This is a genomic window from Mycoplasma sp. CSL7475-4 (assembly GCF_024834065.1).
Lineage (GTDB): Bacteria > Bacillota_I > Bacilli_A > Mycoplasmatales > Metamycoplasmataceae > Mycoplasmopsis.
This window is the reverse complement of the sequence record NZ_JANUYA010000003.1, coordinates 82,052-99,229: the sequence shown is the minus strand read 5'-3', so window position 1 is coordinate 99,229 and position 17,178 is coordinate 82,052. Positions and strand designations below refer to the sequence as shown.

The window sequence follows — 17,178 nt, the reverse complement described above, 5'->3', positions numbered from 1 at the left end:
GAAATTCTTAAATTATTATCTAAAACTTATCAGGAATTAATTAATAAAATTTAAAATGTGCTTTAAAAAAAGCACAATACTAGACAATAAAATTCTACATTTAAATCACAAATGTATAAAACAAAAAGAGATTATTTAAATTTAAAATAATAAGTCACAGAAAATAACAAAAATATTGAGGACCAAATTCCTCAATATTTTTTTGTATTATTATTTAGAATCTTCTTCTTTAAAACCGTCTGGTTGTGCTTCTTTATTAGCTTCTTGGTTTTGCATTTGTTTCGAGATCATTTCAAATGCTTTATCAATTTCGTCAAGTTTTGCTTTTAGTTCTTCATAGTTTTTATCATCTAGTAATTTTTGTAGTTCATCAACTTTTTCTTGTGTTTGTTTTCTTTGTTCATCGTTGATTTTATCTTTATTTTCGTCTAGTGATTGTTTCATTTTTGAAATTAATGTTTCAGCACGAACTTCAGTTTCTATTTCTTGAGCACGTTTTTCATCTGCTTCTCTATTTGCTTCAGCATCCTTAACCATTTTATCAATTTCATCGTCACTTAATTTTGAGGAGTTTTTAATTACAATACTTTCTTCTTTCCCTGATTTTGCATCTTTCGCTGCAACTGTTGTAATACCGTTGGCATCAATTGTAAATGAAACTTCAATTTGCGCAGTACCACGTGGCGCGGGATCAATGCCCTCTAAATTGAACATTCCTAATGATTTATTGTCTTTTGCTAGTTTTCTTTCACCTTGAACAATGTGGATTGTAACTGCTGTTTGATTATCAGCTGCAGTTGTAAAGGTTTTTGATTTAGTGATTGGAATTCTAGTGTTACGGTCAATTAGTGAAGCAACTACACCGTGTTCAGTTTCAATACCTAGTGTGAGTGGTGTAACATCTACCAATAAAATATCATTAATATCACCTGCTAAAACAGCACCTTGGATAGCAGCACCCATCGCAACAACTTCATCTGGGTTAACAGATTTGTTAGGTTTTTTACCTAATTTAGATTCAACTAACGCTTGGACAGCTGGCATTCTTGTTGAACCACCAACTAATAAAACATCACTAATATCTGATAATGATAGTTTAGCATCTGAAAGAGCTCTATCGATAGGAGCTTTTGTTCTTTCTAAAAGAGATGCAGTCATTTGTTCAAATTCACTTCTTTTTAAAGTCGCTTCAACGTTAATTGGTGCTTTACCTTCCACAAAAATTAAGAATGGTAAAGAAATATTTGCAGTCATTGATGATGACAAGTCAATTTTTGCTTTTTCAGCAGCTTGTTTTAGACGAGCCATTGCCATTTTGTCTTCTTTTACATTGTAGTTGTGTTCTTTTTCAATTTTTTCAACAAGTCATTTAACGATTGCATTATCTCAATCATCACCACCCAATTCATTATCACCGGCAGTTGATAAAACTTCAAATGTACCATCTGCTAATTCAAGGATAGAAACGTCGAATGTTCCACCACCAAGGTCAAATACCAATACTTTTTTCTCTTCTTCTGTTTTGTCTAATCCAAAACTTAATGCAGCAGCAGTTGGCTCGTTAATAATTCTCATGACTTCAAGACCGGCAATTTTACCAGCCAATTTTGTTGATTCACGTTGAGCATTATTGAAGTAAGCAGGAACAGTAATAACAGCTTTTTCTACTTTGTGACCAATTTTTTCTTCAGCATATTTTTTCAAATTGCTCAAGATCATTGCTGAAATTTCTTCAGGTTTATATTCTTTTCCGTTCGCTTTAACAGTTTGTTTAGTCCCCATTAATCTTTTAATTGAAGCAATTGTGTCAGGGTTTGTTTCAATTTGGTTTTTAGCATTATCCCCAACAATAGTTTCGCCATCTTTAAACGAAACAACTGAAGGAGTTGTTCTTTTTCCATTTAAGTTTTCTAGTACTACAGGAGTTCCATTATCCACAATTGAAACAACTGAGTTTGTGGTACCTAGATCAATACCAATAATAACTTCTTTTGCCATAATTATTTTCCTTTCGTCCGGTTTCTTTTTTTGTTTTACATAACTATTTTACCACAAATTAGCACTCGAACTATTAAAGTGCTAATTTTTTTATTTATGACGTTTAGGTCTAAAAAACAGTGGAATATGTAAAAAGAATGCATAAGATATCATTCAAATTAATAAAGTTTTTTGAGAAATATTTAGCGATGTCGCTATAACTATGCTAAATTTCGCTGCCATAATTATTATTTTGTCAAGAATTAAATAAATTAGGTTTAAAAATAGCGGACTGAATGAAAAAAATATACTTAAAATATATACTATCTCAATAATTGGTGCTAAAACGAGTGAATATATTATTCCAGTAATGTTAATAAAATTATTCATTTTAATTGTTCACACTACCATATATAAATAAAGAATAATAATAAACAATATATAACGTAATACCTTATTTATTTTTCACTTTGTGAATATTTTATTAGTGATTAATATTACAAGCGTAATTGAATATGAAAGCAAAAAAGTGATCGAAATTATGTTGTTAAAATCAATAGCGAAAATTATTAAGGCGCTAAAAACCAATGCACTTCAATTTTTCTTGGGAAAAAGCATCAAAAACACATGCATAATAAATGCTCTCAAAGCGGGTACCGGATTATTGATAATGGTAAGGTAGTAAAAAATTAATATTAAACAAAAATATTTAATACTATTGCTAACTCATTTATTTCTAATTTTGGCGATTAATTTATTCGATATTTTAAATAGGATTTCAAAATGTAAACCCGAAATAACCAGCAAATGTATTATGTTAATTTTGATTGCATTAGCAATCACATCTTGAGAATCATTATTTATCCCAAAAAGTATTAATTTTCAATATTTTTTAAAATAGTCACCGCCGCTCGCTGAATAATTTTCAATAAAAGCATCGATTGAATAATCAGGATTTTTAATGGTTTTAATATAACCTTTTTTAATAAAATATTGAATATTATTACTTAAAGCAAAATAATTTTTACTATCAGTTTTTTCAATAAACGCATCGATTTCGACAATATCTCCGACATAAACTCGATTAGGTGTTGTGTATTTATTTAAGTAAATTAATAAGTTGTTGTTATTGACGTTGATGATTGCGTATTTATTTGATGTTTTAGCAATTCGGCCTTTGATATTGTATTCAATACCACTGATATAAACATTGGGTTTTCTTAAGAGATATAAAAATATGTAACAGAGTATTAAAATTAATGCTATTCAAGTTTGTTTAGGTCATAAAAAACCGAAAAATAATGTATAAATTATTGAAAAAAATATTCAAAAGTATTGAGTTTCAATAGGTATTGCCGATAAATGTAAAACAATAGGAAAAAACATTAAAAAAATTAAAGAATTAAAATTTTTCTTAATTTTTTTAATGTTTCTGGTCCAATTCCTTTTAATTGTCCTAATTTTGTCCAAGTTGTTTTGTTATTTGTTTTTCTGTATTTTAACAATTTGCTAGCAATACTTTTTTTAATACCATATCTGGATAATTGAGTTGATTTATTCAATAATTTTCAGTCAAGAAACGGGCCTTTTTCAATATCATATTCAATAAATATACTCATATTTTTATTGATAGACAAACCGATGTCTATTTCTTTTAAATTTGCGTTTGATAAGGGTTGTGCTTGTTTGATGACATCAAATAATTTATCTCCTTTTTTAGCTATATATTCACCTTTATTTAGCACAGCACCTTCAATTTTAATTTTAAATTCTTTTGGCGTTTCTTTAGGTTTTATATAACTCTCTTTCTTATCAATTACCAAAGAAGTAGTAACCCCAAACACCATTATAGGTACGAGCGTACCCAGAGTTCAAATCTTTCACTTTTTCATGCCTAATAAAAATGTTTTTTATCCATAATGGCAAAAAACGGAAAAAATTAATATTTTTATTGATTTTTTTTAATGCACAATTATTGAAATAAAAAATTCAAGTTTAACTTTAAATTAAACCTGAATTTTTATTATAAGTAATGTGGGTTAATTAGTATCCTTCATTTGAAGATTTACCTTCAACAATAGCGATTGAACGGCTAGTTCCGAATCTATTTGCTCCGGCTTCAACCATTTTAATCATATCTTCTTTGTTGCTAATGCCACCGGCCGCTTTAATTAATAAAGCGTCGCCAGCAATTGCCTTCATTATTTGAACATCTTCTAAAGAAGCACCTCTTGAAGCAAAACCAGTAGAAGTTTTAATAAATTCGGCACCTGATTTCATAACAATTCTTGTCACTTCTTCGATTTCTTCCTTAGTTAATAGAGCTGTTTCAACAATAACTTTTAAAACATTGTTAGGTAAAGCAGCTTTAACAGTTTTAATATCTTCTAAAACGTAAGCATAATCACCTTCTTTCATTTTTCCGATATTAATAACCATATCGATTTCATCAGCTCCTGCCTTAACTGCTTCAGCAGCTTCAAAAACTTTAACATGAGATAGAGTAGCTCCTAAAGGGAAACCGATTACTGATGTGATGCCCACTCCACTATTAGCTAATTTTGCTTTTGCGTAAGGAACTCATGAAGCATTAACACATACAGTTTTAAATTTGTATTGAATTGCTTCGTTTAATAGTTTATCGATTTCTTTTGTTGTTGCGTCAGCTTTTAAATATGTGTGGTCAATCATTTGGTTGTAGTTTGTCATATTTTCTCCTATCCTAGTTTTGCAATAATTATTTTGTTTTCAACTTCTTTATCATTGAATTTATAAGCACTAGCTAACTCATCGACTAGTTTTAAGTCAATTGGATTTGATGAGTATAGAGTGAATAAAGTGTCACCTTTTTGCACTTTTTCATTAGTTTTTTTATTCAATGTGATTCCAGCTTCAAAGTCGATTGAGTCTTCTTTTTTAGCACGTCCGGCACCTAGTTTCATTGCCACAATACCGAATGTTAAAGAATCAAAAATTTCTAAATAACCATCTTGGGTTGCTTTAATTTCGTGTTTGTATTTTGGATTTCAAAATTCCGCTTCTTTCATTAAGATATCAGCATCACCACCTTGAACTCTTACCATTTCAATAAATTTGTCCAATGCCTTACCATTATTCATTACTTCGATAACTCTTTGTTTTGCTCTATCGTAATCAGTTTCTAATTTAGATTGCAATAAGATTGTTGAACAAGACGAAATAACTAGCTCATTAAAATCTTGTGGGCCTTTACCTTGTAGGGTTCAAATTGCTTCTAAAACTTCGTTTTTGTTACCGATTTCTCTACCGATTGGACGGTTCATGTTGGTGATTTCAGCACGAACATCAACGTTCAATGATTTACCGATTTCAATCATTGTATTCGCTAATTCAATAGCTTCTTCTTCATTTTTCATAAATGCACCATTACCGCATTTAACATCCAACAAAATAGCATCCGAACCAGTTGCTAATTTTTTAGACATAATTGAAGAAGCGATTAAAGGAATTGACTGAACACAGTTAACAACATCTCTTAGTGCATATAATTTCTTGTCAGCAGGCACTAATTGTCCTGTTTGACCTATAATTGCAATTTTGTGTTTTTTAACTTGCTCGATAAATTCACTTTCACTTAAAGCAAATCTAAATCCAGGAATAGATTCAAGTTTATCTAATGTTCCACCTGTGTGGCCTAATCCTCTACCTGACATTTTAGCAACAGGAGCTCCTAGAGCTGCAACTATTGGTGCCACAGCTAAAGTTGTTTTATCTCCAACACCACCTGTTGAGTGTTTATCAACTTTAATACCTGGAATTGAACTTAAATCAATCACATCACCTGAGTGCATCATTGTTTTAGTGAATTGAGCAATTTCTTCTTTAGTCATTCCATTAAACATAACAGCCATAATAAAGGCCGACATTTGGTAATCAGGTGTATCGCCTGATACGTAGGTTGAAATTAAGTGATGAATTTCTTCTTTAGTTAATTCTTTGTTTAGTCTTTTTTTCTCAATTAAATCAACAATTCTCATTATTTAACTGCTCCTAAAGCAACTTTCATCATGTTTGTAAATGCAGTTTGTCTTTCTTCAGGTGTAGTTTCTTCTTGAGTAGCAATATTATCTGATACTGTCAATAAACATGCTGCATTTTTGCCTAATTTTTCGGCATTTGTGAATAATGCTAAAGATTCCATTTCAACACAAATAGCTTGTGTTTCATCAATTCTTTCTTGAAGTGTTTGAACTGAATAGAATACATCTGATGAGTGAACTCTTCCTTCAATTAGTTTGATATCTTGTGCTTTAGCTGATTCTTTTAATCTTTCGTTTAATTCGGCAGAAGGCATTGAAACGTTTGATTCAAATTCTTTTCCTAAAACTAATCTTCTAAAGTGAGAACTATCAGCTACTGCTTCAGTAGCTAAAACTGTATCGTAAAGTTTTAATTCTGGAATATAAGATCCAGTAGAACCAATTCTAATAATTGAGTCTACATCATAGAATGCGAATAATTCGTAGCTGTAGATACCGATAGAAGGACATCCCATCCCTGAACCAGCGATTGAAACATCTTTTCCGTTGTATTTACCTGTGTAAATAAACATGTTTCTTACTGTGTTTACTAATTTAGCATCTTCTAAAAAAGTTTCAGCAATAAATTTTGCTCTTAATGGGTCTCCTGGCATTAAAACTGTTTTGGCAATTTCGCCTTTTTTTGCGTGAATATGTGGGGTCATTTTATCTCCTTTTTTTTAAAAATCAAAATTCTTGAAAGTTCGTGAAATCTGATAACGTGCGATTTATGTATACTAGCTTTCTTTATATAAATATATAAGTAAAACTTACGAGTAAATTTTACCATATTTTCTTCATTTTTCACTGATGTTTATTGCCTTACATTGTTGAAAATTTTGATAAAAATGGAACATCAGTTAAATTTGATGTTCCATATTTATCTTAGTTATAAAACCGTAATGTGCTAAATTTTAAAGGGTGATTAATGTGATGCCTGATCAATATGTGTTGCTGCATAATCAATATTTTTTATGAATAGCTCAAGTTGTTCATCGGTAAGTTGCATTCCATTTGCAGTAACTTCATCAAGCATACTTTGAAAAGCATTGACATAATTTTCAACATTTTCAAGTCAACTGTATTTTTTTCTAAATTCCTCAATTTTTTTCTAGCTTTTGAGTTGTTGTCTTCTTTATTACATGCAATTGTTGCTAATGGTGTTATTGCGGTAGCTAAAACAGGTAATGAATAAAACATTAATTTTTTTAATTTCATATTTTTATCTCCTAAATAAAATACACTTGCGACACTTTGTTTTGAATTATCAGAATGTCACATGTATATTTTATTTTTTTATTTTTTTGCAAGAAAGTCAACAAAACTATTAACAAGATGTGAAATAAAAAAACAAAAGTTCCACTTTTTTCGAATTTGTAAATGGGAACTTTTGTTTTTTATTTCGCTTTGTTTTTACTGATGTTTATTGCCTTACATTGTTGAAAATTTTGATAAAAAATGGAACATCAGTTAAGTTTGATGTTCCATATTTATGCTATTGTAATAATTTATCAAACACTTTTGAAATATCATCAATACTTTTTGTAATTAGATAGCTTGTTCTTTACGCCACTTTTGCTTAATTTCTTCAAATAGGTGTTGAAGTTAACAAACGTTTCTTGATTACCTTTAACAAAACTGTGTTTTTCGCCAAATTACTTAATTTTCAGCTATTTTTTTGTTATTGCCTTCTTTGTTCCAAGAGACTATAACTAAATGAGTTTTAATAGTAGTTAAAGTCCACAATGATTAAAACACTATTCTTTTTGATTCGGTAATTTAATTTACTTCTTTTATTGTCTGTGCGAATTAATTGATGCACTATTTTGTGCTAGATATGAATTGAATTTATTTTTAAATTCAACTGCATTTTCCAAAAAATACACTGTTGGAAAAATAGTATTTTTAAATTTGATAAGCAATCTTGAGAACGGTTTAACATCTATTTGTTTTACATCGTTTAAAGAATATGTTTTTTGTCCGAAAGCCTTACCAACTATTATGCTTTTTTCATCCATTTTTATGCTTATTTTTCCGGTCGCATATGCCAAAAAATCAAATAAGGAAAGTAAAAGTGGTATTAATCCTGCAATGATAAAAATAGCACTTATCACTAAAATAAATATTCTAAAATCAGCGACTGTTTCAGGATCCCTAAAAATATCATATATTTTCATTGCTAATCCTGAAGTCAAATATGCTCATTTTGTTTGAGTTTTAGAAACAAAAATAGAACCAACCACAATAAATATAGTTGAAATAATAAGTGAAATAGATATTGAAATAATATAATTTGTTTGTTTAAGTTTGCCTTTATACATAATTTATGTCCTCATTTTTTTATTTTGTATGACCAAGATTAATAATTTAATATCAGTCATCATTATTTTATTTTTTTTTTTTTTTTGCAAGAAAATCGCAAAAATTATTAACAAGATCATGTCGTGAAATAAAAAACAAAAGTTCTTATCTGTCAAATTCAAAAAGTGGAACTTTTGCTTTTTATTTCACAAAGAAAATCACCAAAATTATTAACAAGATCAATGTCTTTTTTTCGTTATAATTAATAAGAAAACTATGTTTGATAATAAACACAAAACATTAAGCAAAATGGCTTAAAGTGTGTTAGTTTTTCCCCCAAAATTTATTAATATCTATTTAATTTATAAATTTAAATAAAAAATTAATGTAGTATTTACTAGATTATAGACAAATGTCGGAAAAGAGGAATTATGAAAAAGAAACCTATTGTGTTTAGTGACGTTGACGGCACAATTTACACAAGCAACGGTTATGTGTCAATTTATAATTTAAACATAATTAAGCAAAACGAGTTAAGTTTTAACATTGCAACAGGTAATCCTATTTGTCCAAAAATGTTTAAGCTGGCAAAATTAGTTAATGCCGATTACATCATCGGTTCTAGTGGTGTTCAGATCTATGATTTTAAACACTATAAATTCGTTCGTGAAGAATTTATTAAAGAGAGCGAAGTTAAAAAGATTTTTGACTTATTTAGAGAGAAAAAAGTTTCTGCTGCTGGTTGAAGTTCAGATGCATTCTACATTTTCAAAGATGAAGATAAAGAATTTTTAAACCGTATTTACTTTAAATACGAAAACTTCGACCAATTTGAGTTATACGAGGGACAAGAAATTAAAAATGTTTCAAAAATCGAAGTTTATTTCGAAACCACAGAAAATGTTGATGAGTTAATTGACGTTCTAAAAAATTATGATGTTAAATTAATTAAAACTCATATGAACCTAGAAATTTTACCTCGTGGTGCTTCTAAAGGTAAAGCAATCACATGAATGATTCAAAACATTTTTAAACAATACACAACTGATGACGTAATGGTAATCGGAGATAGTGAAAACGATTTCTCGATGTTCAAACGTTTCAATTATTCATACGCAATGGATAATTCAAAAGATTTTGTTAAAGAAAAAGCAAAATATGTGACAAGATCAGTGCAAGAGCACGGTTTAGGAATTGCTATTCTAGACTATATTTCAAGATTGAATGGCGAAAACGAAAAATAAATTTATCAAGGAGGTAAAATGGCTAGATTTATTGATGAAATAAAAATACAGCTTATCGCCGGAAAGGGTGGCGACGGAATGATTTCTTTTCGTCGTGAAGCACATGTAGATAAAGGTGGTCCTGACGGCGGCGATGGTGGTCGTGGCGGAAACATTTATTTCGTTGGTGATTTAGGTAAAAATACCCTCTTATCTCTTTATGGTAATAAAAAAATCACCGCCGATGATGGTGTTAACGGAGGCCCTAAAAACCTTTATGGTGCTGCCGGTAAAGATAAATATATTCCCGTTCCTATTGGTACAGTGGTTTATCGTGACGGCAAAGTAGTTGCTGATATTATTGAACCAAAAGAATACTTAGTTGCCAAAGGTGGGCAAGGTGGCCGTGGAAACATGAAATTTAAATCTCCACGTAACACTGCCCCAAGAATTAGTGAAAACGGAACAAAAGGCGAAAAATACGATGCACATATCGTTTTAAAAATTATGTCTGATGTTGGTGTGGTTGGTAAACCATCGGCCGGTAAATCAACATTACTAAGTGCTTTGTCGAATGCTAAAGCCAAAGTGGCTGAGTATGAATTTACAACTTTAGTGCCTCAGCTTGGTATGGTTAAATATTACGATAATTCATTCGTAATTGCTGACTTACCTGGACTTATTAAAGGTGCTTCACAAGGAAAAGGATTGGGAATTCAATTTTTAAAACATATTGAAAGATGTCGTGTTATAGCGCATATTATTGACTTTGGTAGTGAATATAAAGACCCAATTGCCGATTTTGAAGTTATTAAAGATGAACTAAAAAACTACAGTTTAAACTTGGAGAAAAAAGACCAATTAGTAATTGCTAATAAATCTGATTTACCGGATTTTGAACAAAATTTGAGTAAATTTAAACAAAAATACCCTGAAATTAAAATTGTATCTATCTCTGCTTTAACAAGCGAAAATCTGGATGAAGTAAAGAAAGAATTATTCAATTTGATTGAAATCAATAAGTTAAAACCTGTTGAAGAGATTGAAGAAGATTCAGTTGTAGAAATTATGCTTGAAGAAGAATACAAAGTCATAAAACCATATGAAGGTTTTTACGAAATTAGTGGACCTAAAATTAAACATCTATACGAAAAAATTCCGTTGGTTAGTTATGATAACTTATTAAGATTCAATAATATATTGAAAAAAATCGGCGTTTGAGACGACTTAATCAAAAAAGGCATTCAACCTGGTGACACAGTAAGAATTTTCGAATACGAATTCGAATGAGATGGTGATTATTAAACAACGCGTTCGACATACTAAAAATAAACCCTTGTTTTCATGCTTCGGGTTTATTTTTTGTCCTATTTTAAGGTGGTTTATTTTATATAATAATAAGTATGAGAAATAAAAAAATTTTAAAATTAATAAGTCTCCCAATTTCTGCAAGTTTTTTCCCGATCGCACTATTTACCGCATCATGTACGAAACAAAAAACTAAACAAGATAGCAATGAAAATACAGAAAAAAATGCAATTGAGAAACAAGAAGTAAAAGATAAACAAAAAGATAATACAAATCAAAATTCAACAAATAATACTGTTGTCGAAAACAATAATGAAGGAAAAACCAACATCAATAACGAAGAAAAAAATGATTCGACAACAAATATAATAGCAAAAGACCACTTAGTTGCTCCGACACCGGCTGAGTTAGACTTAATTAGTAACAATGTACAATTAATTGACCCAATTGAACAAAACAATGATTTTCTTGTTGAAGATGACGAAGTCGAAAATACTAGTGAACCTTCATATGTGTCTTTATTTAGACATAAAACCAATCAACAAATATATGTAAATATCAATGAATTTTTCACAAATGTTCCAGGTTATTTCAGTGTTACGGCACTTAAAGAAATCAAATCAAATAAACCATCAATAATTTCATACAAAGTTAATGATAGTGATGACTTAATTTTTGATGCTGAACAAGAAAAAATTACCTACACATCAGAAAATTCTTTTATTATTAACGATCAAAGCGAAACTCCCGACCCACAATACAATTCTCATCTAAATGAAAGTGAAAATGTCTATCAATACAACCGTGTCGAAGAAAGCGATTCCTTAGATATTAACCTTAAAAAATATAACTTCGATATTATTGTCAAAGACAATTTTGTATATATTCCTTTAGCAATATTTAACTTATTCTTTATGTCAAACGGCTACAATAATATTCAATATAATAACGATAAATTATTAATTTTGAGCTATGAGCTAAGTAGAACTACCGACACAGATAGCTTAGATCGAGAAATAGAAACTTTATACTCTGGTAACAAAAATGTTACAGGAGCACAACGTCGTGAAAATTATGATTTTCTAGCATTATTATTTGATAATTTCTATGGATTAAACAACGAATTATACAAACGCAACGGAAATGCTATTGATTTTTATTCTTTCGCTAAGACGACTAATTTAGAAAATGAATTATTATCAACAACGCCAAGTAAATATTATTCTGCGTATAAAAAATTGTGGGGAGTATATTTAAACGAAGCACACTCGAGAATAATCTCCAAATCTTATGCGCAAACAAATGAAAAATATGTACCTAATAATGTCGATACTTCGGCTAAAAGTAAAGAATATGATAAATTGGCAAATAAATTATACGAATTAAAATATGGTGTTGATGGCGAAAACGAAACCGAAATAGACCCAAATAAGTTATTCCAAGTAGAAAATGACACAGCGAGAATAACTATCGACTCATTCAATTTGGAAATTGAACCAAGTAGAGTAAATGCAAATGATTTATGGAAATATGATACATTTTTCTTTATGTTAAAAGCAATGGAACAAATCAAAGATTACAACAACAAAAATAACAATGTAATCAAAAACATAGTTCTTGATATATCACAAAACGGCGGTGGATCGCCCTTGTCTGCTCAACAACTTTTAGGATTCTTAACCAATAGCGAGAAAAAAATTAAACAAGTTATTATGGATAAAATGTCGAAAGTTCTATATGACATCGAGTATTTAGTCGATACGAACAATGATGGTACATTTGATCAAAATGACGGTTATGCAAATCTATATAACTGATACGTTTTAACTAGCGGAATAACTTTTAGTGCAGCTAATATGTTTGCTCATGTTGTTAAAACCAATAATCTTGCAACATTAATCGGTCAAAAAACTGCTGGTGGTATGTATTCAATATTGCCAACCGTGTTACCTGACGGAACAAATGTTGATATTTCTTCGGCCAATGCATACGCAGGAAAAAGCAATGAGGCATTCGAAACCTTAGACGAATTCCCTAATACCGAAGACGGTGTGGAACCAGACATTACCTTAAGTTACGAACATTTTTATAATGGCAATATATTAAAACACATCAAACAAAACGACCGACAATAAATTTGAACACATAAAAAACTTGAATCATTGCGATTCAGGTTTTTTTCTTATTATTGATTTTGCCTTAAACTGATAATTTTTTTAAAATAATCAATCATGCTTAAGCACTATTATATAAACCTTGAACCATCCCTTTGAATTGAAAAAGTTTGTTTGTTAATGCTAGTCAATACCATATGAAGTGGTGAATAATATTCATATAAAATTCTAATTAGTAATATTAATTGATTACATTTTTATATTTATAAATCCTTTTAGATAACAAAAAAACACCTACAAAGGTGTTTTAATTAATCTATAAATTTTGATTTATACAATTTAGCTTGCTCTTTAATTGATTCAAATTCTTCATCAGATGCCAGAACAAAATGTTTATCAGTAACTTTTTGTCATTTTGGTTGATGTTCTTCATCATAATCGTGAATACTTGGGTCATAAATTTTACCGACCAATGAACCTTTTTCGGCTTCAATTGAAGGAACAGCATCCAATAAACTTTGAGTATATGGGTGATGTGGATTATGGATAACTGATTTAGTCGGTCCAACTTCAAGTAAAGTACCTTTATTAATAACTGCAATCCGGTCAGAAATATATTCAACCATTCGTAAATCGTGAGCAATAAAGATAATAGTTAAATTATATTTTTCTTTTAGCTCTTTAAAGATATTAATAACTTGCGCTTGAATTGAAACGTCAAGTGCGGAAATAGGTTCGTCGGCAATTAAAATTTGTGGTTGTAAAACAACAGCACGACAAATTCCCACACGTTGTTGTTGCCCACCAGAAAACTCTAATGGATATCTATTTAGCACAGTTTCATCTAAACCAACTTGATTTAAAATATCAACAATTAATTTACGTTTATATTGCTTTTCGCTCAATTTATTTTCTGCATCACGAATTTCTCTTCGTGATTCTAAATAATTTATTAATGATTCATATTGTTCATTATTGAGTTTAATACTTAAATTATTAAGTTTTTGTTTAGTATCTTCGTAAACAAATTTATACAAACTTTCGGCACTTTCTCAGTTATTTCTAATATCTGATCACACATCTTTAGAAAGGGCAAGATCAGGATTGATCTCACTGATTTTTTTGTTTAATTCAACATATGTTTCAGTATCAACATTAGTCAAATAAATATATCTTGAATTTTTTAAATTTGTTAAACCTTCACCAACTACAGTTTCCACATTTTTAAATGGGTTTAATGAGTTAGTTGGATCTTGGAAAATCATTTGGACTTTATTAACCATAAAGTTAATAATGTCTCTACCTTTTTTTGACCATTTAAAAATTTTATCTCTGTTTTTTGGTATCACACGATCTAAGATTTTAATTTGACCAAATGCGTGTGGAGTTAAGCCGATAATTGCTCTTCCGGCAGTGGTTTTACCCGAACCTGATTCACCAACTAAACCTAAAACTTCACCTTGATAAATATTTAGGTTTAAATCTTTTAGCGCGTAAAAGGTATTGGCACCATAACCATAAGTTACATCCATATTTCTAATTTGCACAATCGCTTCTTTATCAACAGAATTCAACATTTCCTCAGTGCCGGGTCTTATTGCGCGGTAAAGTTTTTTACCACCACGAGTGGTCTCAACGTAATATTTTTTTTCTTCCATTATGACTCCTCGTTTTGTTGTTGTTTTTGGGCGATTTCGAGTGCTTGTTGTTTTTTAATTTCGTCAACTTTTGCATTATGTTCTTGTGCTTTGTTTAAATCGTTGATGTAATCTTCATGTGCTACAAAAATATTTTCGCCGTGAATCAATTTCAAACGATCAAAGTAACGTTTTCAAAGATTTTGAATGATTTTAGGTGGCTCATAAAATGGTGCATTTTCGTCCAACAAACTAGATTTAACATAGTGAGTTGGTGATACATAATAAAAGTTTGCTTCTTCTTCTAAATCAATTTTTAATGCGTAATCATTACGAACTGCAAACGCATCTCCTTTGATGTTATTTAGAGATGAAGGCACAGCACCTTTAATCACATTTAAACGTTCATCATTATTGTAATCAGGCATTGAAGAAATCAATCCCCATGTGTATGGATGTTGTGGGTGCATTAGCACTTCTTCACGAGTTCCTGATTCAACAATTTGTCCTGCATACATAATGTTGATAAATTCAGATATAGATGCAACAACTCCTAAATCGTGGGTAATGAAAGCTACTGCGATTTTGAATGTTGATTGAAGCTCTCTTATGATGTCTAAAACTAGAGCCTGCACTGTTGGGTCAAGAGCGGTCGTTGGTTCATCCATTACTAATATTTTCGGTTTAAGACTAACAATTGCCGCAATAGCAATACGTTGAATCATTCCACCTGAAAGTTCATGCGGATAAAGTTTCATAACTTTTTCTGGATTGTTAATTTTGGCTAATTGTAGATATTTAATTGCTTCTTGAACCGCTTCTTTTTTAGTTTTAACAATTCCGTTAATTAACATTCCTTCGGTAATTTGATTACCTACTTTCATCGTAGGGTCTAATATTGACATCGGATTTTGGAAAACAGCACTAACTACCCGACCTCTTAATTTTGATTTCTCTCAGTTATATAAGTTGAAATTATGAACTTCTAAGCCATATAGCTTCACAGTTCCTGATTCAACAATTGAGTTATTTCCAGTCAATCCGTATAACAGCGAAGTAATTACTGATTTACCAGAACCAGATTCGCCAATTATTGAGTGTATTTTTCCTTCATATATTTTGAAACTAGGACCTCTTAAAACAAGGTTTTTTTCTTTAGGGTTAGCTGGGTTTTTAAAAGTTAAATAAATGTCTTCAATTTCGGCTGCCACTTTAAGATCTTCACCTAAAACGTGTTCAATACGTGCTGAATCAAAATATGATTGTAAGTCAATATTTGATTGGAATTTTTTGCCTCAGCGAAAAATTCTACTAATTCCGTGACCAATATTTTTTCAAAAATCAGCCACATCTTTTCAAAAGCCTTTATTTTTTTCTTTCCGCACTTCTAAAAGATTAAGTGGGTGTGGTTTTGCTAATTTTTTTATAACTTGTGGATAAAGTTTACTGTAGGGTGCTGGATTTAATTCGCGTTCTGTTTTCAATGTTGTTTGCATTGTTGAAGCATAGTATTCAATTTTTTTATCATAGGATAGATCATTTCAATTCTTGGGTTTATTCATAATTCTCCTATCTTTGTCTTAACAATGAATCTTGAATACTTGCGGCAATTAATTGAATTGATGTTGTTAATAGCACAAGCACCATCGAAGGCAACAGCACATAGCGTGGATAAGCCGTAAATACTTTTGAACCTTCGGAAATCAAGTTACCTAATGTTGGAATATCAATACTCAAACCAATAAACGCTAATGATGTTTCTGAAAGAATAACACCAGGAATATGGAAAACAATTTCGGTAACTAATAAAGGAATAACAACAGGTAAATAATTAAGCAGTATTTTTCATGTTGGTGTTCCTAGAATGCCCGAAGCCGAAACTCACTCAAATGTTTTTGCTCTCAATACTTGTGAACGCATTTGGTTAGCGATACCCGTCCATGAAGTAAAAGTTAGGGCAAAGACCATAACTCAAAATGTTGGCCGTCAAACAATAGTAATAACAATCAAAATAATTATTGAAGGCACGTTTGAAATTACTTTAATAACATAGGTCATAATTGTGTCAAAAATTCGAAAATGACCCATCGTAATTCCAATCAGTAAACCGACAAAAACTTGAATTACAGCCGTAACTAAAGCTAGTGCTAGTGAATATCTTAAACCTCATCAAAGACGAGCAAATAAATCACGTCCTAGTGCGTCAGTACCGAAAATGTAATCAGCCGATTCGAAAAAGTTGTGATATCTGTCATTAATACTCAATTTATCAGGATCTTTTGTGAAAAAAGGAATAAATACTGCGCTAAGTACAATTACCATAAATAACACAAATCCGAAAACTCCGGCAAAAGATCTAGAAAAACGATAGAAGAAATCTATTCATTTGTTTTGTTGTTTTTTAACATTGTTTGATTCATGAAATTCTAATAAATTCCCTAATAATTCTCATTTTTTGTAATTTAAAGGTTGCACAAAACGATTCGGTGCTAAATTTTTACCGTGTTCGTTATTTGGCGAAGTCTTATTTCTGTATGCTCAAATTGCCATATTGTGTCCT

The 17,178-nt window shown here is 30.3% G+C and carries 14 protein-coding genes; 3 read left to right on the top strand and 11 right to left on the bottom strand.

Annotation, left to right across the window (positions count from 1 at the left end):
- Nucleotides 1-210 precede the first annotated feature (210 nt).
- The 8 genes from dnaK to NXS15_RS01890 form a co-directional block, all read right to left on the bottom strand.
- Nucleotides 211-1,998, bottom strand: a complete 1,788-nt coding sequence (dnaK, locus tag NXS15_RS01925; RefSeq protein WP_259290185.1) for a molecular chaperone DnaK — start codon at nt 1,996-1,998, stop codon at nt 211-213.
- 90 nt (nt 1,999-2,088) lie between these two features.
- Nucleotides 2,089-3,447: an MAG0480 family ComEC-like protein gene (locus tag NXS15_RS01920; protein WP_396888597.1), complete on the bottom strand. Its 1,359-nt coding sequence runs from the start codon at nt 3,445-3,447 to the stop codon at nt 2,089-2,091.
- The gene (locus NXS15_RS01915; RefSeq protein WP_259290183.1) at nt 3,372-3,824 is read right to left on the bottom strand and encodes an MAG0490 family ComEA-like DNA-binding protein; all 453 of its coding nucleotides are present in this window, start codon (nt 3,822-3,824) and stop codon (nt 3,372-3,374) included. The genes NXS15_RS01920 and NXS15_RS01915 overlap by 76 nt, the downstream gene beginning before the upstream one ends.
- A gap of 196 nt (nt 3,825-4,020) precedes the next feature.
- Nucleotides 4,021-4,686, bottom strand: coding sequence for a deoxyribose-phosphate aldolase (deoC, locus tag NXS15_RS01910; RefSeq protein ID WP_259290182.1), 666 nt, complete (start codon nt 4,684-4,686; stop codon nt 4,021-4,023).
- Between the two features lie 8 nt (nt 4,687-4,694).
- On the bottom strand, nt 4,695-5,993 hold the full coding sequence (locus NXS15_RS01905) for a pyrimidine-nucleoside phosphorylase (RefSeq protein WP_259290181.1): 1,299 nt from the start codon (nt 5,991-5,993) through the stop codon (nt 4,695-4,697).
- Entirely contained in the window at nt 5,993-6,700 is a 708-nt protein-coding gene (gene deoD / locus NXS15_RS01900) for a purine-nucleoside phosphorylase (protein WP_259290180.1), read from the bottom strand. The genes NXS15_RS01905 and deoD overlap by 1 nt, the downstream gene beginning before the upstream one ends.
- Before the next feature lie 307 nt (nt 6,701-7,007).
- A complete protein-coding gene (locus tag NXS15_RS01895) occupies nt 7,008-7,253 on the bottom strand; it encodes a hypothetical protein (RefSeq protein ID WP_259290179.1) in 246 nt (81 codons plus the stop codon).
- Between the two features lie 575 nt (nt 7,254-7,828).
- A complete protein-coding gene (locus NXS15_RS01890) occupies nt 7,829-8,356 on the bottom strand; it encodes a hypothetical protein (protein WP_259290178.1) in 528 nt (175 codons plus the stop codon).
- A gap of 411 nt (nt 8,357-8,767) precedes the next feature.
- Here NXS15_RS01890 and NXS15_RS01885 point away from each other — a divergent pair, with 411 nt between their 5' ends.
- The 3 genes from NXS15_RS01885 (at nt 8,768) to NXS15_RS01875 (ending at nt 13,002) form a co-directional block, all read left to right on the top strand.
- The gene (locus NXS15_RS01885) at nt 8,768-9,580 is read left to right on the top strand and encodes an HAD family hydrolase (protein ID WP_259290177.1); all 813 of its coding nucleotides are present in this window, start codon (nt 8,768-8,770) and stop codon (nt 9,578-9,580) included.
- 18 nt (nt 9,581-9,598) lie between these two features.
- Nucleotides 9,599-10,864, top strand: coding sequence for a GTPase ObgE (gene obgE / locus NXS15_RS01880; protein WP_259290176.1), 1,266 nt, complete (start codon nt 9,599-9,601; stop codon nt 10,862-10,864).
- 98 nt (nt 10,865-10,962) lie between these two features.
- Entirely contained in the window at nt 10,963-13,002 is a 2,040-nt protein-coding gene (locus tag NXS15_RS01875; protein WP_259290175.1) for a S41 family peptidase, read from the top strand.
- A 290-nt stretch (nt 13,003-13,292) separates the two neighbouring features.
- Here NXS15_RS01875 and NXS15_RS01870 read toward each other — a convergent pair whose 3' ends face one another.
- The 3 genes from NXS15_RS01870 to NXS15_RS01860 form a co-directional block, all read right to left on the bottom strand.
- The gene (locus NXS15_RS01870) at nt 13,293-14,639 is read right to left on the bottom strand and encodes an ABC transporter ATP-binding protein (protein WP_259290174.1); all 1,347 of its coding nucleotides are present in this window, start codon (nt 14,637-14,639) and stop codon (nt 13,293-13,295) included.
- Nucleotides 14,639-16,114 carry an ABC transporter ATP-binding protein gene (locus tag NXS15_RS01865; protein WP_259290186.1) on the bottom strand — a complete coding sequence of 492 codons (1,476 nt, stop codon included), beginning with the start codon at nt 16,112-16,114 and terminating at the stop codon, nt 14,639-14,641. Before NXS15_RS01865 ends, NXS15_RS01870 begins: the two co-directional genes overlap by 1 nt.
- 73 nt (nt 16,115-16,187) lie before the next feature.
- A complete protein-coding gene (locus NXS15_RS01860) occupies nt 16,188-17,168 on the bottom strand; it encodes an ABC transporter permease (RefSeq protein WP_259290173.1) in 981 nt (326 codons plus the stop codon).
- Nucleotides 17,169-17,178: the final 10 nt, after the last annotated feature.